Source organism: Ideonella flava (genome assembly GCF_051857595.1).
In the GTDB taxonomy this organism is placed as follows: domain Bacteria; phylum Pseudomonadota; class Gammaproteobacteria; order Burkholderiales; family Burkholderiaceae_C; genus Ideonella.
The window spans coordinates 204,002-225,588 of sequence record NZ_JBPZHD010000005.1; the positions used below are offsets into that span (position 1 = coordinate 204,002).

17 protein-coding genes are annotated in these 21,587 nt (G+C 69.5%); 14 read left to right on the forward strand and 3 right to left on the reverse strand.

Annotated elements, in window-relative coordinates; all coding sequences use genetic code 11:
- Positions 1–370 precede the first annotated feature (370 nt).
- Positions 371–994 carry a fibrinogen-like YCDxxxxGGGW domain-containing protein gene (locus ACS5PM_RS12450; RefSeq protein ID WP_439387951.1) on the forward strand — a complete coding sequence of 208 codons (624 nt, stop codon included), beginning with the start codon at positions 371–373 and terminating at the stop codon, positions 992–994.
- Positions 995–1,141: 147 nt separating this feature from the next.
- Here the strand turns inward: ACS5PM_RS12450 and prpR are convergent, their stop codons facing one another.
- Positions 1,142–3,151, reverse strand: coding sequence for a propionate catabolism operon regulatory protein PrpR (gene prpR / locus ACS5PM_RS12455; RefSeq protein WP_439387952.1), 2,010 nt, complete (start codon positions 3,149–3,151; stop codon positions 1,142–1,144).
- Positions 3,152–3,317: 166 nt separating this feature from the next.
- Between prpR and ACS5PM_RS12460 the strand changes: the two genes are divergently transcribed.
- The 6 genes from ACS5PM_RS12460 (at position 3,318) to mgtA (ending at position 10,596) form a co-directional block, all read left to right on the forward strand.
- Entirely contained in the window at positions 3,318–4,490 is a 1,173-nt protein-coding gene (locus tag ACS5PM_RS12460; protein WP_439387954.1) for an acyl-CoA dehydrogenase family protein, read from the forward strand.
- On the forward strand, positions 4,487–5,554 hold the full coding sequence (locus tag ACS5PM_RS12465; RefSeq protein WP_439387956.1) for a phosphotransferase family protein: 1,068 nt from the start codon (positions 4,487–4,489) through the stop codon (positions 5,552–5,554). Before ACS5PM_RS12460 ends, ACS5PM_RS12465 begins: the two co-directional genes overlap by 4 nt.
- 170 nt (positions 5,555–5,724) lie before the next feature.
- Positions 5,725–5,898 (forward strand): hypothetical protein, encoded by a 174-nt coding sequence (locus ACS5PM_RS12470; RefSeq protein WP_439387957.1) that lies wholly within the window; start codon positions 5,725–5,727, stop codon positions 5,896–5,898.
- Positions 5,899–6,242: 344 nt separating this feature from the next.
- A complete protein-coding gene (locus tag ACS5PM_RS12475; RefSeq protein WP_439387958.1) occupies positions 6,243–6,953 on the forward strand; it encodes a CPBP family intramembrane glutamic endopeptidase in 711 nt (236 codons plus the stop codon).
- A gap of 251 nt (positions 6,954–7,204) precedes the next feature.
- Positions 7,205–7,879, forward strand: coding sequence for a Type 1 glutamine amidotransferase-like domain-containing protein (locus tag ACS5PM_RS12480; protein WP_439387959.1), 675 nt, complete (start codon positions 7,205–7,207; stop codon positions 7,877–7,879).
- Positions 7,880–8,010: 131 nt separating this feature from the next.
- Positions 8,011–10,596 (forward strand): magnesium-translocating P-type ATPase, encoded by a 2,586-nt coding sequence (gene mgtA, locus ACS5PM_RS12485; RefSeq protein WP_439387960.1) that lies wholly within the window; start codon positions 8,011–8,013, stop codon positions 10,594–10,596.
- A 130-nt stretch (positions 10,597–10,726) separates the two neighbouring features.
- On the opposite strand, the gene ACS5PM_RS12490 is transcribed toward mgtA, so the two are convergent.
- On the reverse strand, positions 10,727–12,433 hold the full coding sequence (locus ACS5PM_RS12490) for an AMP-binding protein (protein ID WP_439388205.1): 1,707 nt from the start codon (positions 12,431–12,433) through the stop codon (positions 10,727–10,729).
- 224 nt (positions 12,434–12,657) lie between these two features.
- Here ACS5PM_RS12490 and ACS5PM_RS12495 point away from each other — a divergent pair, with 224 nt between their 5' ends.
- Positions 12,658–13,602 carry a DnaJ C-terminal domain-containing protein gene (locus ACS5PM_RS12495; RefSeq protein ID WP_439387961.1) on the forward strand — a complete coding sequence of 315 codons (945 nt, stop codon included), beginning with the start codon at positions 12,658–12,660 and terminating at the stop codon, positions 13,600–13,602.
- Between the two features lie 5 nt (positions 13,603–13,607).
- Positions 13,608–13,928, forward strand: a complete 321-nt coding sequence (locus tag ACS5PM_RS12500; protein WP_439387962.1) for a chaperone modulator CbpM — start codon at positions 13,608–13,610, stop codon at positions 13,926–13,928.
- 4 nt (positions 13,929–13,932) lie between these two features.
- On the opposite strand, the gene ACS5PM_RS12505 is transcribed toward ACS5PM_RS12500, so the two are convergent.
- The gene (locus tag ACS5PM_RS12505; RefSeq protein ID WP_439387963.1) at positions 13,933–16,467 is read right to left on the reverse strand and encodes a cation-translocating P-type ATPase; all 2,535 of its coding nucleotides are present in this window, start codon (positions 16,465–16,467) and stop codon (positions 13,933–13,935) included.
- A 255-nt stretch (positions 16,468–16,722) separates the two neighbouring features.
- Between ACS5PM_RS12505 and ACS5PM_RS12510 the strand changes: the two genes are divergently transcribed.
- The 5 genes from ACS5PM_RS12510 to ACS5PM_RS12530 all read left to right on the forward strand — a co-directional run bounded on the left by ACS5PM_RS12510 (position 16,723) and on the right by ACS5PM_RS12530 (position 21,580).
- A complete protein-coding gene (locus tag ACS5PM_RS12510; RefSeq protein WP_439387964.1) occupies positions 16,723–17,145 on the forward strand; it encodes an Hsp20/alpha crystallin family protein in 423 nt (140 codons plus the stop codon).
- A 30-nt stretch (positions 17,146–17,175) separates the two neighbouring features.
- Positions 17,176–17,622 (forward strand): universal stress protein, encoded by a 447-nt coding sequence (locus ACS5PM_RS12515; RefSeq protein WP_439387965.1) that lies wholly within the window; start codon positions 17,176–17,178, stop codon positions 17,620–17,622.
- A 72-nt stretch (positions 17,623–17,694) separates the two neighbouring features.
- Entirely contained in the window at positions 17,695–18,510 is an 816-nt protein-coding gene (locus ACS5PM_RS12520; RefSeq protein ID WP_439387966.1) for a polysaccharide deacetylase family protein, read from the forward strand.
- Between the two features lie 8 nt (positions 18,511–18,518).
- Entirely contained in the window at positions 18,519–19,799 is a 1,281-nt protein-coding gene (locus tag ACS5PM_RS12525; RefSeq protein ID WP_439387967.1) for a putative glycoside hydrolase, read from the forward strand.
- Positions 19,796–21,580 (forward strand): PHA/PHB synthase family protein, encoded by a 1,785-nt coding sequence (locus tag ACS5PM_RS12530; RefSeq protein ID WP_439387968.1) that lies wholly within the window; start codon positions 19,796–19,798, stop codon positions 21,578–21,580. The genes ACS5PM_RS12525 and ACS5PM_RS12530 overlap by 4 nt, the downstream gene beginning before the upstream one ends.
- Positions 21,581–21,587: the final 7 nt, after the last annotated feature.

Here is a 21,587-nt window from a genome sequence, read left to right on the forward strand (position 1 = left end):
CTCGCGCGAGCCCTTCTCGAGGATCCAGCCCGGCCCTCACCAGTACCTGCTCGGCGGTTGGAGCGGCGTGAGCCGGAGGTCCGTTCCGCGCCCACCACGGCCGCGTGGTCAAGGCTGGCGGCGCTTGCGCAAACGCAATCCCCGTCGGCCCCTCGCCTGCCAGAGTGACCGGCATGCCGGCAGTCCGGGCCCGCCGACGCGGCCGGGCACGGAGGCAGTGCTGGTGAGCGGACCCCCTGGTCCATGCCGCGTCGAGTCACGCTGAATGGAGCACTTCATGTTCACCTTGAACTTGCCTCAGGCCGCCCGTTCTTCGAACAGGCGCAGCGGTACGACGGCCCCGGCCCCGGCAGCCCTGGCATGCTTGGTGTTGGCAGCGCTGTCGGCGCCCGCGTGGGCCGATGCCGCACGCGAAGGCCGCCGGCCCGACAACGCGGGCGCCTCCTGCCTCGCCATCCACCACGACTTCCCTGACCTGCGCAACGCAAGCTACTGGGTGGCCAAGCCGGGGACAGCACCCCGGCAGGTCTATTGCGACATGACCACGGATGGTGGCGGATGGCAGGTCCTGTTCCACAGCCGCGACCCGCGGAAGTGGGGAACGACCTTCGGCACGCCGGGCCGGGGCGAGTGGGGCACGGACGCCGGCGGCGTTCCCGACGAGATCAGCCAGCTGCGCCTCATGCGCCGGGACACGCGCGAGCGAAGAATCATCCCGATCTCCACGGCCGCGCTGTACGACTGCTCCCACGTCGACGAGAAGTTCGTGTGGAACGGCACCAAGTACTTCACCTGGAACGCCTACAACCTCGGCATCTCGACGAGGCGGAACATCTATCCTCCCCCCGAGGGCTACGTGCTGTCGGGCCCGCCCTGCAACAACGATCACAAGAGCTGGGGCTTCGGGCACCGCGCCTGGATAGACGACCGCCAGGCCTGGGGCTGGGATTCGCTCGACCTGGGACCGACCGTCTTCCAGATCGCGGTACGTTGACCGGCACGGCGGCCGGGCGCGGTGGCAACGCCGCGCCACCGCTCCCGCAGCGTGGCGAAACGCCCGTCGCCTGCGCCCGCCGGCGTCGCAGCACGGAGGATGGCGCGGGCATTCATGCGCCTTTGCGTGTCTGGCACAAGGACGCGCTCACGCGCCGTGCCCCGACGCAAGGTCGGCTTCCTTGAGGCGACGCCAGAGTGTCGAACGGCTGATGCCCAGTGCGGCGGCAGCCTGCTTCATGTTGCCGCCACACGCTTCCAGGACCCGATGCACATGTCGCGCTTCGGCTGAGCGACCCAGCTTGCGCAGCGTGGTGCCCTCCTCCCGACCGGCGCGGCGCGGCGGGTTCTCTGCAACGACCGACGGTCTCGCCCGCACCTCGGCGGCGCCGCTCGTCGTGAGCCCGAGTGCATCCATGTCGATCGGCGCAGCAGCCCCGGCGTCCCACAGGAGCGCTGCCCGCTCCAGCACGTTCTCCAGTTCGCGCACATTGCCCGGCCAGTCATGGCGCCCCAAGCTCGGCCCCAGGCGGTCGAGGAGGGCCTGAGCGTCCTCGGCTGCGAGATTCGGCATGCGGCCGAGGATGCGCAACGCGATGGGCACGAGATCCTCGATCCGGTCGCGCAGGGGCGGCACGTGCAGATGCAGGATGGCGATGCGGTAGAACAGGTCCTGGCGGAAGCGACCCGAGCGGACGAGGTCCGCCAGGTCCCGGTGCGTGGCGGCAATCACGCGCACGTCGATCCGTGTGGGCTCGGTGCTTCCCAGCCGCGTGACCTCCCGCTCCTGAAGCACGCGCAGCAGCCGTGTCTGCAAGGTCAGCGGCATGTCGCCGATCTCGTCGAGGAACAGCGTGCCCCGGTGCGCCGCTTCGAACAGCCCCGCCTTGCCGCCCCGGCGTGAACCGGTGAAGGCGCCCTCCTCGTGGCCGAACAGCTCGCTTTCGAGCAAGGCCTCGGGAAAGGCGCCGCAGTTCACGCCCACGAACGGCTCGAGCCGGCGCGAGCTCGCGTTGTGGATGCCCTGGGCGAACAGTTCCTTGCCGGTGCCGCTTTCGCCAACGATGAGGACCGTGGCGCTGGCCCGCGCATACGCCGTGGCCGTGGACAGCGCTCGCGCGATCGCGGCGGATCGACCCGCGATGTCGTCGAGGCGATGGCGCGCGCCAGCGTGAGTTCGACGTTCGCTGGAACGGATGCGGCGCTCTGCTTGCCGCACCGACGCCGTCTCCTGCAGGGTCAGCACCACGCCATGCCCTTCGCCGAAGTCCGGCAGCGGCATGACATTGGCCACGACCTGCTTGCGGTGCAGCGGGAGCACCTGGTTGCGAACTTCCCGGCCGGCGGCCAGGAGCTGGCGCAAGTCCTGCGGCACCCCGAGGCTCGAGATCTCTCGCTCTAGGACGGCATCGGCATCGATGCCGAGCAGCGACGCCATCACGCCATTGATGGACTGCACCCTGCCCGCGTGGTCGAGCGCCATCATGCCGTCGTGCAGGCTGTGCAACACCGCATCGAGCCATCGGCGCCGATCGCCTTGACTGCGCGCACTCTGATGAAGTGCAATGGCATCGTCCAGCGCCTCCCGCGTGGCTTGTGCGCCTATGGCGAGGAATCCGGGCAGGCCCGCCGCCTCGGCGATCTCGGTCACCATGGAGGAGCCGACGACAGCGCCGCAACCCGCGCGCTTCGCCTCGGCCACGCGCCGCTCGGCCTGGCGCAGCGTGCTGTAGGTGGCGGGTTGGACGTCGAGCTTGAGCACGCCCAGCAGATCTTCGAGATCCGCGTCGATCTCGCGGTAGGTGAGAACAGCGACCTGCGCCGCCCGCGCCCGCGCCCGCGCATCCGCCACGGCACGCAGCAGGTCCATGCCGTTGTTGCGCATCAGCACGACTGCCATGTCGAGTTGCTGGCGCAGATAGTCGCCCGTGGCACCGGCAGAGATCAGGACATCGGTCCGGCCCTCGCGTTGCAGCGCCGTGGCCAGCTCCAGCGACTCGTCGAAATCGCAATCGACGATCCGGATCTCTGCGCGAGCGGCATAGGAATTGGCGGCAGCAGCGACCGCCTCTGCAAGGCGGCTGGGGGACTTCTTCAGCCGCAGATGGCTGATCAACACGACCAGGCGGGGCCGCGCAGAGGTTGCTCGCGTTTTCATCGAGCTCGACCGGGGCGGCATGGACGCTCGGGATTGCATCATATGTTTCATTGTTGCACGCCGCAGTCTCAATGTTGCGACGCTCCCGAGTCCGCTCACCGGCGAGCAGCCTTCTGGCACACGATCTGCTGTTCATGGACCGCACAGGCCCACACCGGAGGAACCGATGGACTTTTCCCTGCCGCCCGAATTGACCGCCTTGCGCGACCGCGTGCGCGCCTTCATCCGCGAGCAGGTGCTGCCGTTCGAACGCGATCCGCGCTGCGGCGTCCATGGCCCCGACGAGTCCCTGCGCCTCGACCTGGTGAGCCTGGCACGCGAGGCCGGCCTCCTCACGCCGCATGCCTGCGTGGAGATGGGAGGCCTGGGTCTGTCGCACGTGGCCAAGGCCGCTGTCTTCGAGGAGGCGGGCTACTCCTGGCTCGGGCCCACCGCCTTGAACATCCACGCGCCCGACGAAGGCAATATCCACCTGATGGAGGCCGTGGCCACGCCGGAGCAGAAGGAGCGCTGGCTGCGGCCCCAGGTGCAAGGCCGCACGCGCTCTTGCTTCGCGATGACCGAGCCGCCGCCCGGCGCGGGATCCGACCCCGGCATGCTCGCGACGACGGCCGTGCGCGAAGGCGAGCACTACCGGATCAACGGCGACAAGTGGTTCATCACCGGCGCGGATGGCGCCGCCTACGCCATCGTCATGGCGCGCACCGAAGACGGCCGGGCCACGATGTTCCTGACCGACATGGATCGCCCCGGCATCCGGCTGCGCCGCAGCATGGATGCGATGGACCGGTGCTTCACCGGCGGCCATGGCGTGCTCGAGTTCCGCGATCTGCTCGTCCCGGCCACCGACATCCTCGGGGAGGCCGGAAAGGGATTCCGGTATGCGCAGGTGCGGCTCGCCCCGGCAAGGCTCACCCATTGCATGCGCTGGCTCGGGCAGGCGCAGCGCGCGCACGATTCAGCAATCCGGCATGCACGCTTGCGCCACGCCTTCGGCAAGCCGCTGGCCGAGCACGAAGGCGTCGGCTACATGCTGGCCGACAACGACATCGACCTTCACTCCGCGCGCCTGCACATCTGGCACACCGCATGGCTGCTCGACCAGGGCCAGGCCTGCAACTTCGAATCGAGCCGCGCCAAGGTGGCCTGCTCGGAGGCCCTGTGGCGAGTCGTCGACCGCAGCATGCAGGTGCTCGGCGGCCAGGGCGTCACCGACGAGACGCCGGTGATGCGCATCTTCATGGACATGCGCGCCTTCCGCATCTACGACGGCCCCAGCGAAGTGCACCGCTGGAGCATGGCGCGCAAGATCGTCCAGGCGGCGGAGGTCGCACAGTGACGGCCCTCCCGCAGAACACCGCACCGGCGATCGGGTCGCCCGTTTTCCGTCAGGCTCTGGGTAGATGGTTGCAGGACAAAGGCCTGACCGACACGGCGTCCATCCAGATCGATCCGATCTCGGGCGGGCAATCCAACCCGACCTACCGCCTCATCGCCGGCAGCCGCCGCCTCGTGCTTCGCAAGCGGCCCGCGGGCAAGCTGCTGCCGTCGGCTCATGCCATCGATCGCGAGTACCGGGTGATGAATGCCCTGCGCGACAGTGCGGTCCCTGTTCCCGCGATGCGCCTGTACTGCGATGACGAGTCCGTCATCGGCACGCACTTCTATCTCATGGACTACCTGGAGGGTCGCACGCTGACCGACCAGTCGCTGCCGGGGATGACGCCTGCCGAGCGAAGGGCGATCTACGGCGAGATGAACCGCGTGATCGCCGAACTGCATCGCGTCGACATCGGATCGGCGGGGCTGACGGACTTCGGCCGGCCCGGCAACTATTTCGCGCGGCAGATCGCGCGCTGGTCGCGCCAGTGCCTCGAATCGACGCTGCCGCTTCCGCCAGCCCTCCTGCGTCTGATCGAATGGCTGCCCGAGAACATTCCACCGGGAGATGAAACGACGCTGGTGCATGGCGACTACCGCCTCGACAACCTGATGTTTCATCCCACCGAGCCGCGGGTCATCGGTGTGCTGGATTGGGAGTTGTCCACCCTGGGGCATCCGATGGCCGACTTCGCGTACCACTGCATGAGCTGGCGCGTGAGCCCGGCCGTCTGGCGTGGCATCGAAGGGCTCGAGCTGGATGCGCTGGGCATCCCCGGCGAGTCAGAGTACGTCGCGCGGTACCGCGCGGCGACCGGCCGCGACGGCAGCGCGCACTGGGAGTTCTACCTCGCCTACAACCTGTTCCGCATGGCCGCCATCCTGCACGGCATCGCGCAGCGGGCCGCCGAGGGCACGGCCGCGGCAGCCGACGCGACGTCGACCGGTGCCCGCGCCGGCCCGCTGGCCGAAATAGGCTGGGCCTGCGCTCAACGCTACCGCGGCAATACATCCGCACTGTGACGAGAAGACCTTCGCCTTGCGCACGTGATGGCGTAGGACATGGACCACGCCAGATCGCGGCGCGCGAACAGGTGACAACCGGCACCCGGCCGGTCATCCTGCATCGAGCGGGCCATATCGGCCCAGTTGAGGATCTCATGCGCAATCCCTGGACCACGAAGAATCCATTCATGAGCGTCTGGCTCAGCTCCGCCAACAAGGTGATGGGCTCGGCTCGAGGCCAGGCCACGGCCGCGGCAAAACGCCAAGTGGCGACCATGCAGTCCGAAGCGGCAAGGCAAGTGATCGATTTCTGGAGCGGCAAGGCGGCGCCGAAACCGTCGAGGAAAAGAAAGGTTCGCTGATCGCCCTCTCGGCCAGGGGGTTGGGCGACGAACCTCGCGCCCGCACCTGCGGCCCGTACGGCGGAACGCACTTGTGCATGAACCGAACGGCACCAGACGCGTCGGCGCCCTCGTAGGCGAGCGTCCAGCGCGTCATTGCCAGGTTCGACCTCGGGCATGAGACAGGCTAGGTTGCAGTCAGTGCGGCATTGACACCATGTCGACAGACCGCGAGGGTGCGCCCGCTCTCTGTGACACGGATATTCTGGGCAGACCCAAGCGCTCCGCGCCGCCGTCAGTTGATTGCGCGATGCGGGGCGTGCCGCGTGATACTGCCCTCCGTTCGACCTGCGCGCCGTTCCCCCATGACCCAGCCTCCGCCCGCAAGCCCCCAGCTCACGGGGCGTGCTGCGGCCACCCGCCGGGGGGCCCTGTTCACGCTGATCTGCGCGCCGACCTGGCTTGTGCCCAACGCCATCGGCGCCTGGCATCCGGCCGCGCTGGCTGCGGCCCTCTTCGCGTTGACCTACGCCTTCCTGCGCAGTGAGCAACGCTCGCTCGTGGCGCTGGGCCTCGACGCGTCTTGGCGCCGGCTGGGCGAGCTCGCCGCCGGGCTGACGGGCGGGGCCGCCCTCGTCGCGGTGATGGCACTCATCCTAGGACTGGTCCTGCCCTTTCCATGGGCGTGGAACCCGCGCTTCAGCGCGGGCATGGCGCTGTGGTCGCTGCTTTGGCTGCTGTGCGGCAACGCCGTGGAGGAGCTCGTGTTCCGCGGCTACGGCTTCGAGCGGCTCATCAAGGGCCTGGGCCTCGGGCCGGCGCAGCTCGCCACCGCGCTGCTTTTTGCAGTGTTCCACGTCGTGAACGGCTGGCCCTGGCAGTTGGCGCTCCTGGGCACCACGGTGGGCTCGCTGTTGTTCGGCCTCGTGTTCGTGCGCTGGCGCAGCGTGCCCGCGGCGGTGGGTGTGCACGCGGCGGCGAACTGGGTTCGCGACCTGCTGCTCAGCGACCCGCCCACCCTGAACGCCCTGCTCGCCCCGCTCTCGCCACGCCCGTTACGCGGGCAGAGCAATTGAGCACGTTGTTCGTCATGGACGGCGTCTTTCTCGCCGCCTGCGCCGCACTCGCCGTCTCGATCCGGCGCCGCCCTCCCGCAGCGCACGCATCGGGTTGTTGAACCAGGGTGGCGGCGCTTGTGACGCCACCCGCAGCATCTGCCGACAAGAGTTCCCCTGCTGCGGCAGGCTTGTCGAAAACCCATCCCGCCGTTCGTCGTGGGATGTGGTGGGGTCATTCGGCGCCGCCCGACGCTTCGAAAGGGCGAGCCATGAAGTTCCTGCTGACGTCCGCGGGTGTGAAGAACGCCAAGATTCATCAAGCACTGGTCGAACTGCTGGGCAAGCCGATCGCCGACTGTCACGCGCTTTGCATTCCCACCGCACACTACGGCCATCCGAGTGGCACGGCGACCGGCGCATACCGATTTGTCAGCGGCCGGCGCACGCCCTGCCCGATGGTCGATCTGGGGTGGAAATCGGTGGGCCTTCTGGAACTGACGGTGCTTCCGCACATGGCCCGCGAGCGATGGACAGCGTGGGTGCAGAACGCCGACATCCTGCTGGCCGACGGCGGTGACGCCGTGTTCCTCGCTCACTGGCTGCGCCAGTCAGGCTTGGCAGACCTGCTGCCCTCGTTGGCCGGCAAGACGTGGATGGGGCTGAGCGCGGGAAGCATGGCCATGACGCCCCGGGTGGGCGAAGCGTTCGTGGAGATGAAGCCTTCCATCACCGGCGATGACAAGGGCCTGGGCCTCGTCGGTTTCTCGATCTTCCCTCACCTTGACTATCCTGACTTCCCGGAAAACTCAATGCGCCACGCCGAGCGTTGGGCCGCGGGACTCGGCAACCCGTCGTATGCGATCGACGACCAGACCGCAATCCAGGTGGTGGACGGCCGTGTCAACGTCGTCTCGGAAGGACGCTGGAGATACTTTGCCGGCTGAGGCCGCGCCCGTGCGCGCCCCTGGTCCGTAGGAGCTCTCTTGTTCGATGCGCGGCCTGCGCTGACGTTGCTCAAGGCCGCCCGGAACCGTTGCGGGAAACTGGCGTCACCGGCAGGAGGTTCCCCACCACGATGATGGCGCCCCAAGACTCGTACTGGAGCTGCGATGCCGCAGCCTTGTTGTCGACGCTCCGCAGCGACCACAAAGGCCTGTCTTCAGTCGATGCCGCGCGCCGCCTGCAGGCCGAGGGGCCCAACACGCTGGACGAAGCCGCCGACGGCGGCGTGGCCCGACTCGCGCTGCGGCAATTCAAGAGTCCGCTGGTGCTGATCCTCGTGTTCGGCTGCGCAGTGTCGGCAGGGCTTCGCGACTGGCTCAATGCCGCGATCATCCTGGTGGTGGTGCTGGGCAGTTGCGGTCTCGGCTTGCAGCAGGAATACAGGGCCTCCCAGGCGGTGAGCCAGCTGCGAAAGCGACTGGCCTTGACGATCAAGGCGCTGCGCGACGGGGCGGTTCAGACCGTTCCGACATCGGCGCTGGTGCCGGGCGACATCGTGCTGCTGTCCGCCGGCAACCTGGTGCCAGCCGATGGCCTGGTGCTCGACAGCCGCGACTTCCTGGTCAGCGAAGCCAGCCTGACGGGAGAGTCGTTCCCGGTGGAAAAGGCGCCCGGGGTGCTGGCCGCCGACACGCCACTGGCACGGCGGACGAACGTCGTGTACCTCGGCACCTCCGTGCGCAGCGGCACGGCCACCGTGCTCGTCGTGCACACCGGCGAGCGCACTGCTTTCGGTGCCGTGGCGCAACGCTTGCGCGTTGCACCGCCAGAGACCGAGTTCGCACGCGGCATCCAGCAGTTCGGCGCCCTGCTGCTGCGCGTGATGGTGGTGATGGTGCTGTTCGTCCTGATCGTCAACCAGGCACTCGGCCGTCCGTGGATAGAGTCGATGTTGTTCGCCGTCGCCCTGGCGGTGGGCTTGTCGCCCGAGTTGCTGCCCGCGATCGTCAGCGTGACGCTTTCGGCCGGCGCTCGCCGAATGGCCGCGCAAGGCGTCATCGTGCGGCACCTCGAGGCGATCGAGAACCTGGGCAGCATGGACGTGCTGTGCACCGACAAGACCGGCACGCTCACGCGGGGCGTCATGACGCTGGAAGCCGCCACCGGCCCCGACGGCTCGCCCGCGCCGGACGTGCTGCGACTCGGGTACCTGAACGCTGCCTTCGAGACCGGCATCGACAACCCGCTCGACGCCGCGCTGGTGACGGCCGGCACCGCGGCCGGGTTGTCGACCGCCGGCCTGCGCAAGATCCAGGAGATTCCCTACGACTTCATGCGCAAGCGCCTGACGATCGTGATGGCGAACGACGGTGACGAGACGTCGCATCGCATCGTCACCAAGGGTGCCTTCGCCAGCGTGCTGGACTGCTGTACGCACGTGGCGGGCGCCGGCGCGCCACGGCCTCTTGACGATGGGCAACGCGCCCGGCTGCAGGCGTGGTTCCGTGAGCAAGGCGATCGCGGCTGGAGAGTGCTGGCCTTGGCCACCCGCGAGGTCGGACCGCGCGCCCGCTACGACCGCGACGACGAGACCGGCATGTGCCTCGCCGGATTCCTGCTCTTCCTCGATCCGCCCAAGGCCGGCGTCAGGCAGACGCTGGGCAAGCTGGCCGCGCGAGGGATCGCCATCAAGATCGTCACAGGCGACAACCGGCACGTCGCGGCCCACGTGGCCGAGAGCGTCGGCCTCGACGGCGCCACGATGCTCACCGGCGAACAGATCGCCGCCATGAACCAGGAAGCCCTGTGGCATCACGCCGAACGGACGACGCTGTTCGTCGAGGTGGATCCCCAGCAGAAGGAACGCATCGTTCGCGCGCTGCAGCACGGCGGCCGCGCCGTTGGCTACCTGGGCGACGGCATCAACGACGCGCCCGCGCTGCATGCCGCCGACGTCGGCATCTCGGTCGACGACGCGGTGGATGTCGCGCGAGACAGCGCCGACGTGGTGCTGCTGCGGCCCGATCTCGCCGTGCTCGGCCAGGGCGTCGAGGAGGGCCGTCGCACCTTCGCCAACACGCTGAAATACATCGGCATCACGACCAGCGCGAACTTCGGCAACATGATCAGCATGGCGGTGGTCGCGCCCGTGCTGCCCTTTCTGCCGCTGGCGGCCAAGCAGATCCTGCTCAACAACTTCCTGTCCGACATTCCCTCACTGGCGATCTCGTCCGACCGGGTCGACGCAGACCAGTTGGCGGCGGCGCAGCACTGGGACGTGCATGACCTGCGGCGCTACATGCTGGTGTTCGGCCTGACCAGCTCGTTGTTCGACCTGCTCACCTTCTGGTTGCTGCTGAAGGTCTTCCGCGCACCCGAGGCCCTGTTCCAGACCGCCTGGTTCGTCGTCTCGCTGCTGACCGAGCTCGCGATCGTGCTCGTGCTGCGCACCCGGCGCCCGGCGTGGCAGAGCCGGCCCGGCACGCTGCTGTGGGTGTCGACGGCGCTCGTCGCTGGCGTGGCCCTGGCATGGCCGTTCATCCCGCCCCTGGCCGCCGTCTTCGGCCTGGTCCCCCTGCCCCCGGCGATGCTTGCCAGCGTGCTGCTGGTGGTGGCCGCCTACGTGGCAGCCACCGAACTCGTCAAACGGCGCTTCAGGCCAGCACGTCGTCGACGTGCCGGGCACCGGCGCACGCCGCGGCGCGTCCGGGCCGATTGAGATCGTCCAAGCCCTTCTCAAGGATCCAGGCGGGCGAACACCGGCGGGCGTGACCGCATGCGCGAGGGCAGAGGCCCTGCGGCGGCATCGCCGCACCTTCCGCCAGCGCACCGATCACCGGATCGAAGGTCTAGGCGGCCTGCGCCTCGGCCTGCGCCGCGCGACGGGCCTCTTCCTTCAACTGCCGGCGCAGGACCTTGCCGATCTGCGTGCGCGGCAACTCGGTTCGGAACTCGACGCGCCGCGGCCGCTTGTACGCCGCCAGCAGCGTCTCGCAATGGGCGTGCAGCGCATCCGCGTCGAGTGCCGGATCCTTGCGGATCACGAACAGCATCACGGCTTCGCCGCTGTGGGCATCGGGCACGCCGACCGCGGCCACGTCCTCGACGCCCGGGTGCAGCCGGACCGCGTCCTCGATCTCGGCCGGGAAGGCCTTCATGCCGGAGACGACGATGATGTCCTTCTTGCGGTCGACGAACTCGACGTAGCCGTCGGCGGCCATGCGACCGATGTCGCCGGTGAGCAGCCAGCCTTCGGCATTGATCACCTGGGCGGTTTCGGCCGGCATGTTCCAGTACCCCTGCATCACCTGCGGACCGCGTACGGCGATCTCGCCGACCGTCCCCGTGCCCACCGGCTGGCCTGCGTCGTCGAGGATCGCCACCTCGGTCGAGGGCACCGGCAGTCCCAGCTTGCCGTTGCAGGCGGCCCCATCCACCGGGTTGGCGCAGACCATGGGCGAGGTCTCGGTCAATCCGTAGCCCTGGATGATCGGCCGGCCGAAGCAGGCCTGCCAGCGATCGGAGACAGCGGGTTGCAGCGCCATGCCGCCGGCCACGGCCAGTTTCACCCGGTCGCGGCGGGTCGCGGCCATGCGGGCGAATCCGGGCGCCTTCAGCAGCGCCGCGTACAGGGTGTTCACGCCGGTGATCACGGTGAAGGGCGTGTGCTCCAGCACCGCCATGAAGCGCGGCATGTCGCGCGGATCCGGCACCAGCACGTTGTGTCCGCCCAGGCGCAGGAAGACGAGCAGGTTGCCCGTGAGCGCGAACACGTGGTAGAGCGGCAGCGCGGAGATGACCGTCTCCTCGCCCTCCTTCAGCAGGCCGGACGTCCAGGCGATCACCTGTTCCACGTTGGCCACCAGGTTGCCGTGCGTCAGCATCGCACCCTTGGGCCGGCCGGTGGTGCCACCGGTGTACTGCAGGAAGGCCAAGTCGCCGGAGTCGAGGCGGGCATCCTGCAAGGTCAGCGCCGCCCCGACGCCCAGCGCATGCGGCAGGGTGACGGCGGTGGGGATGCGCCAGTCCGGCACGGCGTGCTTCAGGTGCCTGAGCGCGAAATTCACCCACCAGCCCTTGGCAGTGGGGAACAGGTCGCCGAAGCGGGTGACCACCACGTGCTCCACGGTCGTCCCGTACAGCGCCTGCTCGGCGGTATGGGCGAAGTTCTCGAGCACGACCAGCACCCGCGCGCCGGAATCGATGAGTTGATGGCGCAGCTCCGCCGCGGTGTACATCGGGTTGAGGTTCACCACGGCCAGGCCGGCCCGCAGGCTGCCCAAGACGGTGACCGGATGCTGCAGCGCATTGGGCAGCATCACCGCGACCCGGTCGCCCTTGCGCAACTCGCCACAGTGCTGCAACCAGGCGGCGAAGTTCCGGCTGAGCTCGTCCAGCCGTGCGTAGGACACCGTCACGCCCATGCTGGTGAACGCCGGCTGGTCCGCGAACGCCTGGCAACTGTGCTCGAGCAGGGCCTTGAGCGTCGGGCGGTCCTGCCAATCGACCTCGGACGGCACGCCCGGGGGATACGAGGCCAGCCAGGGCCTGGCCAGGGCGGCAGGAGATGCGAGGATGTTCACGGCGCAACCTCTCAATGCGCACCCGGCCACCGGATGGATCGGCCGCGATGCTGCAAGGACTGGCGGTCACTCTAGGCAATCGCCGTGGCAGCGGCTTGCGCCTCGTCAATGCACTGCCACGCTTGACCCTGCGCAAGCGATGGTCGGATGCAACCGCCTACCGTGCCCCATCGCCATGCCATCGGCGGGGGAGCCTCATGGAGTTCAAGGACTACTACGCCACGCTCGGCGTCGAGCGCGGCGCCTCGCAGGACGAGATCAAGCGTTCCTTCCGCAAGCTGGCGCGCAAGTACCACCCCGACGTCAGCAAGGAGCCGGAGGCCGAAGCCCGGTTCAAGGAGGTGGCCGAAGCCTACGAGGCGCTCGGCGACCCCGAGAAGCGCGCCGCCTACGATGACGTCGGCAGCCGCTACCGGCGCGGGCAGGAATTCCAGCCGCCGCCCGGCTGGAACAGCGGCTTCGAGTTCAGCGGCCGCGACGCCGGTGCCGGTGACGACGAGGACTTCAGCGACTTCTTCGAATCGCTGTTCGGCCGCCACGCGCGAGGCGGCGGCCCGGCGCAGCCCATGCATGCCGCGGGTGGCGACCACCATGCCAGGATCGTGATCGACCTCGAGGACGCGTACCGCGGCGGCCGCCGGACCATCTCGCTGCGCACGCCGGTGGCGGACCCGCAAGGGCGCCTCACGCTGCAGGAGCGCCAGCTCGACGTGAACATCCCCAAAGGCGTGCGCGAAGGGCAGCACCTGCGCCTGGCGGGCCAGGGCGGGGCCGGCCACGGCGGCGGCCCGGCCGGCGACCTCTACCTGGAGATCGTCTTCAAGCCGCACGACCGCTTCCGCGTCGACGGTCGCGACGTCTACATGCAGCTGCCGATCGCGCCGTGGGAAGCGGCCCTCGGCGCCACCGTGCAGGCCCCGACGCCGGAGGGCAGCGTGCAGCTCACGATCCCGCCCGGGTCCTCGTCGGGCCGCAAGCTCAGGCTCAAGGGCAAGGGCCTGCCGGGTGCCACGCCTGGCGACCTGTACGCCGTCCTCGACATCCACGTGCCGCCCGCGGATTCGGCGCAGGCCAGGGAGGCCTATGCCGCGCTGGCCCGCGCATTCCCCGGCTACGACCCCCGCAGCGCCCAGAAGGCTTGAACATCATGGCTCACGCTCAGCTCCTGGCCATCGACGCCGTCATCGTCGAGGAAGAAGTCCGGTTCACGCTCGCCGACCTCGGCCACGCCTGCCGAGCAGACCGCGCCTGGTTGATCCAGCTGGTCGACGAAGGCGTGCTGCAACCCACCGGGAGCGGCCCCGACGATTGGCAGTTCTCCGGGCCGTCCCTGCAGCGGGCGCGGGTCGCGTCGAGGCTGTCCCGCGACCTGGAACTTTCGGCCCACGCGACGGCCGTGGTGCTCGACCTGCTGGACGAGATCACGACGCTGCGGGCCCGGCTGAACCGGGCCGGCGAAGGGACCTGACCCGCTACCGCGGTGCGCGCCTGCGCAGGCCCAGCACCGCGCCCAGCGAGATCGACGCGACCACCATGCCGAGGGCCAGCGCCAGATCGCCGACGGCCGGCACCCCGAAATGCAAGAGGCCCCGGACACCGGGCACGGCCACGGCCAGGGCCAGCGCGGCGGACGCCCCGGCGCTGATGGCCCAGAACGAGCGCGCGCTCGCCGCCGACAGCGCCCGCCACCCGACCCCTGCCGTGACATTGACGGCGACAAGCAGCAGGTTGCCCACGGTGAGGCCGATCACCGCCAGCGTCCGCGCGGCGTCGCCGTCCCGCCCGGCCTGCAGCGCCAGCATGTAGATCGCCATCGTCCCCGCCAGAAGGCACCCGCCCTGCACCAACCCCTGCCACAGCATGGGCCAGCCGACGATGCCCTCGTCGGAACGGCGCGGCGGACGCTGCATGAGGCGCGGGTCTTCGGGCGCGCCCTCGAAGGCCAGCGAGCACACCGGGTCTATCACCATCTCGGTCAGCACGACGTGGGCCGGCAGCAGCAGCGGCGGCAGGCCGAACAGCAGCGGCAGCAGCGCCAGGCCGGCGATGGGCACGTGGATCGCGGTGATGTAGATCATCACCTTGCGCAGGTTGTCGAAGATGCGCCGGCCCATGCGCACGCCGCCGACGATGCGGCCGAAGTCCTCGTCCAGCAGCACCAGGCCGGCCGCCTCGCGGGCCACGTCGGTGCCGCGCACGCCCATGGCGATGCCGATGTGCGCGGCCTTGAGCGCCGGCGCGTCGTTCACCCCGTCGCCCGTCATGGCCACGGTCTCGCCATTGCGCCGGAAGGCCTCGACGAGGCTCAGCTTCTGCTCCGGCATCACCCGCGCGAACACGCGGATGCGGCGGACCGCCTCGCTGAGCGCGCCTTCGTCCATGCGCTCGATCTGCGCACCAGTCAACGCCCCCGCATCGACGTCGATCCCCGCCTGGCGCGCCATCGCGAGCGCCGTCGCGACGTGGTCGCCGGTGATCATCGCCACCGCGATGCCGGCCTGGCGAGCCTGAGCCACGGCCTCGGGCACGCTCGCGCGCAGCGGGTCCTCGAACGCCACCAGCCCCAGCAGCGTGAAGTCGTGGTCGTGCTGCTCCTTCGCCGTCTCGCCATCGGCAGCCGCACTCTCGGCCACGGCCAGCACGCGAAGGCCTTGCTCGGCCAGCCGCCGGACCCTCGCCAGCAGCGCCTCGACGCGAGGCGGCTCCAGGTGGCAAAGGTCGAACACCGCTTCGGGCGCGCCCTTGGCGGCCACGCGATGCAGACCTTGCCCATCGGTCCACTCGTGCGACATCGCGAGCAGCTCCGCGCTCAGCGGGTACTCGTGCGTCAGTCGCCATTCGGGGTGCAGGTGCTCCGTATGGACGAGGACCGCGTCGCCGTGGCGCAGCAGCGCCTGGTCCATCGGGTCGATGCCGTCGCGCCGGGAGGCCAGCATGCCGAACTCGAGCAGCCGGTGCACCGGCTCGGGAAGGGGCTCGCCGGGTTGGACGGTGATATCCACGCCATCGGTCACCAGCCGGCGCAGCTGCATCCGGTTCTCGGTCAGGGTGCCGGTCTTGTCGACGCACAACACGGTGGCCGAGCCGAGGGCTTCGATCACGGCGGGCCGCCGCGACAGGACCTTGATGCGTGCCAGCCGCCAGGCGCCCAGGGCGAGGAACACGGTCATCGCCATAGGGAACTCTTCCGGCAGCATCGCCATTCCCAGCGCGATGGCCGACAGCACGCCCTGCGTCCAGTCCCCGCGCTGCAGTCCGTACCAGACCACGAGCGCTCCGCTGGTGGCGATGGCCGCGGTGCCGAACACCTGCACCAGGCGGCGCAGGTGGCGCTGCAGCGGTGTCGGCGCGGTATCGATCTCCGCCAGCGATGCCCCGATGCGGCCGACACGAGTGTCGCGCCCGGTGGCGAGCACCTCGATCACCGCGTGGCCGGAGACGACGAGGGTGCTCGCGTAGACGTGCCGGCCGTCCTCGCCCAGGATGGGTTCGCTCGTCGGGAACGAGCGGCCTTCGCCCGCCGCCTTGAGCACCGGCACGGATTCGCCCGTGAGCAGCGATTCGTCCACGTACAGGCTGTGCGCCTCGCGAACGAGGCCGTCCGCCGCGACACGCTCGCCCTCGCCCACCAGGAACAGGTCGCCGGGCACCAGCTCGCGCGCGGCGATGCGGCGCACCCGGCCGCCACGCAGGACCCGCACCTCCGGCGAGGCCAGCACCCGCAAGGCATCGAGCGCATGTTCGCTGCGGCGCTCCTGGAAGATCACGAGACCGACGGTGACCGCTGCGAAGAAGGCCAGCAGCAGCCCTTCCCCGAGGTCGCCCAGCACCAGATAGATCGCCGCGGCCACCAGCAGCAGCAGGAACATCGGCTCGGTGGCCACGCCGCGCAGCGTGGCGAGCAGGCCATGCCGTTCGCGGTCCTCGATCTCGTTGGGGCCGTGGGCCGACAGGCGCCGCCCCGCTTCCTCTTCGCTGAGCCCTTCGGAGAGCGCCAACGAACTCATGTCGCCTGACGCGATCCGGCCGCCACCATTTCGAATCCCCCGAGAAAGTTCATCACGGCGGCGATGTTGGTGCGGCCGCGGCCGCCTGGCCTTGAGGTCGCTCAAGGCGCGAACCTGCCGTCCCTGCGGGTGTCCACCGCGCCGCGTCGATTGATCGAGCGCAATGCGTCGCCGCGACGGCTTCCTAGGATGGTCGGGTCGGGTTCGGGAGCTGAGCCCGGCCACCCGTTTAACCGCGCCAGAAGGAGCAAGACCATGACTGCACTGACCCGCCGCGAGCGCTTCGAAGACCTGCTGCCGGATTTCTTCCGCCGGTTCGGCCAGCCCAGCGTCTTCAACGAGCAGGTGCCCGGCGACATCAAGATCGACGTCACCGAGACCGACAAGGACTACCGGGTTCGCGCCGAGATCCCCGGCGCGAAGAAGGACGACATCCGCGTCAGCGTGGAAGGCAACTACGTCTCCATCAGCGCCGAGGTGAAGAAGGAGAAGGAAGAGAAGTCCGACGGCGGCCGGGTGCTGGTCAAGGAAACCTACGTCGGCAGCTCGTCGCGCGGCTTTTCGCTGGCCCACGAGATCGACGAGAAGCAGGTCGTCGCCAAGCTCGAGGACGGCGTGCTCAAGCTCACGCTGCCCAAGCGCAGCGACGCGTCCAGCCACCAGATTGCCATTCAGTGAGTTTGCGGGCCCCGGCCGCTGGAGAACGTGATGTACGAGACGATCCTGGTCCCCATCGACGGCAGCCCGACCTCCGAGGCCGGCTTGCGCGAGGCCATCCGGCTGGCCCAGCGGCTGAAATCCCGCCTTCGCCTGCTGTACGTCGTGTCGACCTATCCGCTGATGGTCGAGATGGCGGCGGCCGTCGCCTACGACGAGATGCGGCTGCAGCTGCGCGGCTACGGCGAGGACCTCCTCGCCCGCGCCAAGCTCGACTGCGAGAAGGCCGGCGTGGTCGCCGAGACCGTGCTACGGGAGATCACCTCGCCGCGCATCTGCGAGGGGATCCTGGAGCAGGCCCGCGAAAAGGACTGCCGGCTGGTCGTCATGGGCACCCACGGGCGCCGCGGTTTCAACCGGCTGACGCTCGGCAGCGATGCCGAGATGGTCGTGCGTGAGTCGCCCGTGCCGGTCCTGCTGGTCAGGCAACCCGACTGAAGGAAGCTTTCGCGGGCGGCTGCGTGCGATTCGTCAAGGTGTCGGGCAAGCCGCGGTCGAAGAATGGAGTCGATGCCATGTCGCCCCACCCATACCGAGCCCGGCGCGACCCGCCTCTCGCGTAGAGCCTTTTGCGCAGCCCTCGGCGCTGCCGGCTGTTGCGGGGCCGTCCACGCAGAAGCTGCCACGACGGGCGTGCCGGTGCTCGTCTACCACCGGTTCGCGCGGACGGCCGAAGACGGCATGACGGTGCGCCTGGCCACCTTCGAGCGGCACCTGCAGGTGCTGCAGGACGCACGCTGCCAGGTCGTGCCATTGGCTGACGTGGTGGCGTGGCGGCGTGGAGAGTCGAAGGCACTGCCACCCCGCGCCGTCGCGCTGAGCGCCGACGACGCCCACCGCAGCCAGGCCGAGCACATGGGTCCGATGCTGCGCGGCACGGGCTGGCCGGTCACGCTGTTCGTCTACCCTTCGGCCGTCTCCAACGCCGACTACGCGATGCGCTGGGAGCAGTTGGCCGAGATGCAGGCCACGGGCCTGTACCGCATCGAATCGCACACCTACTGGCATCCCCATCTGCCACGCGAGCGCAGGCACCTGTCGCCGGAGGCCTTCGAGGCCTTCGCGACCGATCAGCTGGTGCGCAGCCGGCAGCGGCTGCAGGAGCGGCTGGGCGCCCATCCCACCCTGCTCGCCTGGCCCTTCGGCATGACCGACGAAGGCCTGATGGCGCTGGCCGGGCGCGTCGGCTACGCCGCCTCGTTCAGCCTGGGCAACAGGCCTGTCCGCCGGCAAGACCCGCTGCAGGCGCTGCCGCGGCACCTCGTCACCGATGCCATGGATGGGCCACGCCTGGCCAGACTGCTCGACGACGCCTTCGCTTCCTGAACCCTCCGATGATCCAGTTCCTCGTCCGCCTCTTCCGTCATGCCAAACGGGCGTGTGCCAGCCTGGCCTGCGTCTTCGCCTGCTGCGGCGCGTGGGCCCTCGATGGCGTCGTGGTGGACGCAACGACCGGGCGGCCCATAGCGCAGGCCAAGGTGGTGTCCGGCCTGTCGCAGGCACGCACCGATGCCCAGGGCGTCTTCCACTTGCCCGGCGCCGACGCCGTGGTGTCTGCCAACGCGGCAGGCTACCGGCGGCAAAGTGCGCCCGCGCCGGCGGAGGGCGGCCCGCTGAGGATGGCGCTCGTGCCCTTCCAACCCAAGGCCGTCTACCTGTCGCCCTACGGCATCGGCGACGCCGGCCTGCGCAACGGTGCGCTGGCCCTGGCGGAGTCCACCGAGATCAACGCCCTGGTGATCGACGTGAAGGGCGACCGCAGCATCGTTCCCTTTCCGAGCGAGGCTTACGCGGCCGCCGGGATCGGCGACCAATCGCCCATCACCGTGCGGGACATGGCCGCCCTGGTCGAGCGCCTGCACGAGCGCGGCCTCTACCTCATCGCCCGAGTCGTGGTATTCAAGGACGATCGCCTGGCCGATGCTCATCCCGAATGGGCCGTGCGCAACGCGGCCGGCGCCGTCTGGCACGATCGCGAGGAGCTGGCCTGGATCGACCCCTTCCGCGCCGAGTCCTGGGAGTTCGCGCTGGGCGTGGCGCAGGAGGCCGCGGCCCTGGGTTTCGACGAGGTGCAGTTCGATTACCTGCGCTTTCCCGACGCCACCGGCCTGCGCTTCTCGCAGCCGGACACGCAAGCCGCCCGTGTCGCCACCATCGCTGCCTTCCTCGACGTGGCCGGCCGGCGGCTGGCGCCCTACAACGTCCTGGTTGCGGCCGACGTCTTCGGCTACATCTGCTGGAACGAGAACGACACCCACATCGGCCAGGACCTCGAATCCATCATCGGCCATGTGGACGTGCTCTCGCCGATGCTGTACCCCTCGGGCTTCAGCTTCGGCATCCCCGGCTTCGCCAACCCGGTCGCGGCCCCTTACGAGATCGTGCACCGCTCGCTGCAGCGCGCCCTGCAGCGCACGGGGGTGCCGGCGTCCCGGCTGCGCCCCTGGCTGCAGGCTTTCAGGGACTACGCCTTCGACCATCGCGAGTTCGATGCGGACGAGATCCGCGCCCAGATCAACGCATCCGAATCGCTCGGCACCAACGGCTGGATGCTGTGGAACGCCCACAACCGCTACACCGCGGCAGGCCTGAAAAGCCCCGCCCCATCGCCATGACCCAAGAACTCACCGTCGCCGCGTTGCCGTCGGACCTCGCCGCCCTGCCCCCCGACAGCCCGGCCGGCGAAGCCAGCGAAGGCTTCGACCGCTGGCTGCATGCGCAGCTGGGCCACCTGACCGCCGGGGTCTCGCCCGCCGCGCTGCAACTGGCCGCCGTGGACTGGCTCTCGCACCTGGCCCTTTCGCCGGCCAAGCAGGCGGAGCTGGTCCACAAGGCCTGGCGCAAGGCGCAACGGCTCGCGCTGTACCTGGCGCACGCCCACGAGCCGGACGCGCCCCGCTGCATCGAGCCCCTGCCGCAGGACAGGCGTTTCGCGGACCCCGCCTGGCGCACCTGGCCCTACAACGTGATCTCGCAGACCTTCCTGCTGCAGCAGCAGTGGTGGCACAACGCGACCACTGGCGTGCGCGGGGTGTCGCGCCACCACGAAGAGGTGGTCACGTTCATCGCGCGCCAGCTGCTGGACATGATCTCGCCCGCCAACTTCGTGGCCACCAACCCCGTCGTGGCCCGGCGCACGACCGCCACGCTGGGCGCGAACCTGGTGCAGGGCGCATTGCACTGGTGGCATGACTTCGAGCGCCAGCAGGCGGGCCGCCCTCCCGCCGGCAGCGAGGCCTTCCGGGTCGGCGAGAACCTCGCGATGACGCCGGGCCAGGTGGTGATGCGCAACTCGCTGGCCGAGCTGATCCAGTACGCGCCCGCCACGCCCAAGGTCGCGCCCGAGCCCATCCTCATCGTGCCGGCCTGGATCATGAAGTACTACGTGCTGGACCTGCAGGCGCAGGATTCGCTCGTCAAGTATCTGGTGGACCAGGGCCACACGGTGTTCTGCCTGTCGTGGAAGAACCCGGTCGAATCCGACCGCGACCACGGCATCGAGGACTACCTTCGCCTGGGCGTGTTCGACGCGCTGGACGCGATCGGTGCCATCTGCCCCAAGCGCCCGGTGCATGCCGTGGGCTACTGCCTGGGCGGCACCCTGCTGGCCATTGGCGCGGCCGCCATGGCACGCGACAACGACCCGCGGCTGGCCACGCTGTCGTTGCTGGCGGCGCAGACGGATTTCAGCGAGCCGGGCGAGATCGGCCTGTTCGTCGACGACAGCGAAGTCAGCTTCCTGGAGGACGTGATGCTGGACCGTGGCTACCTCAGCCGCGGCCAGATGGCCGGCGCCTTCCAGCTGCTGCGCTCCAACGACCTGGTGTGGTCGAGGGCGGTGCGCGACTACCTGATGGGCGAGCGCATGCCCTTCACCGACCTGATGGCCTGGAACGCCGACGCGACCCGCATGCCCTACCGCATGCATTCCGAGTACCTGCGCGGCCTGTTCCTGCGCAACGACCTGGCCCGGGCGCGCTTTCGCGTCGGCGGGCGGCCGGTGGCCCTGGCCGACCTGGACCTGCCCATCTTCTGCCTCGGCACCGAGACCGACCACGTCGCGCCATGGCGCTCGGTCTACAAGCTGCAGCTGCTGACCGAATGCGAACTCACCTTCGTCCTGACCAGCGGTGGCCACAACGTCGGCGTCGTGAGCCCTCCGGGCCACCCCGGGCGCCACTATCGGCAACTCACCCGGCCATCCCAGGGCAAGTATCTAGATCCGGAGCTCTACCTCGCACAGGCCGAGCAGCATCCGGGCTCCTGGTGGCCCGCCTGGGCGGACTGGCTGGCCCGACGCTCCGGCAAGCCGGTGGCGCCTCCAGCGCTGGGCGCTGCGGCGCGGGGCTATCCGGCCCTCGGCCCGGCGCCCGGCGCCTACGTGCTCGCCCCGTGACGGGGAT

What these genes read in the sequence shown, in the direction of transcription:
- prpR (WP_439387952.1), bottom strand. Translation starts at nt 3,151, where the DNA reads ATGAAAACGCGAGCAACCTCTGCGCGGCCCCGCCTGGTCGTGTTGATC.
- ACS5PM_RS12460 (WP_439387954.1), top strand. Translation starts at nt 3,318, where the DNA reads ATGGACTTTTCCCTGCCGCCCGAATTGACCGCCTTGCGCGACCGCGTG.
- ACS5PM_RS12470 (WP_439387957.1), top strand. Translation starts at nt 5,725, where the DNA reads ATGAGCGTCTGGCTCAGCTCCGCCAACAAGGTGATGGGCTCGGCTCGA.
- ACS5PM_RS12475 (WP_439387958.1), top strand. Translation starts at nt 6,243, where the DNA reads ATGACCCAGCCTCCGCCCGCAAGCCCCCAGCTCACGGGGCGTGCTGCG.
- ACS5PM_RS12480 (WP_439387959.1), top strand. Translation starts at nt 7,205, where the DNA reads ATGAAGTTCCTGCTGACGTCCGCGGGTGTGAAGAACGCCAAGATTCAT.
- mgtA (WP_439387960.1), top strand. Translation starts at nt 8,011, where the DNA reads ATGATGGCGCCCCAAGACTCGTACTGGAGCTGCGATGCCGCAGCCTTG.
- ACS5PM_RS12495 (WP_439387961.1), top strand. Translation starts at nt 12,658, where the DNA reads ATGGAGTTCAAGGACTACTACGCCACGCTCGGCGTCGAGCGCGGCGCC.
- ACS5PM_RS12500 (WP_439387962.1), top strand. Translation starts at nt 13,608, where the DNA reads ATGGCTCACGCTCAGCTCCTGGCCATCGACGCCGTCATCGTCGAGGAA.
- ACS5PM_RS12505 (WP_439387963.1), bottom strand. Translation starts at nt 16,467, where the DNA reads ATGAGTTCGTTGGCGCTCTCCGAAGGGCTCAGCGAAGAGGAAGCGGGG.
- ACS5PM_RS12510 (WP_439387964.1), top strand. Translation starts at nt 16,723, where the DNA reads ATGACTGCACTGACCCGCCGCGAGCGCTTCGAAGACCTGCTGCCGGAT.
- ACS5PM_RS12515 (WP_439387965.1), top strand. Translation starts at nt 17,176, where the DNA reads ATGTACGAGACGATCCTGGTCCCCATCGACGGCAGCCCGACCTCCGAG.
- ACS5PM_RS12520 (WP_439387966.1), top strand. Translation starts at nt 17,695, where the DNA reads ATGCCATGTCGCCCCACCCATACCGAGCCCGGCGCGACCCGCCTCTCG.
- ACS5PM_RS12525 (WP_439387967.1), top strand. Translation starts at nt 18,519, where the DNA reads ATGATCCAGTTCCTCGTCCGCCTCTTCCGTCATGCCAAACGGGCGTGT.
- ACS5PM_RS12530 (WP_439387968.1), top strand. Translation starts at nt 19,796, where the DNA reads ATGACCCAAGAACTCACCGTCGCCGCGTTGCCGTCGGACCTCGCCGCC.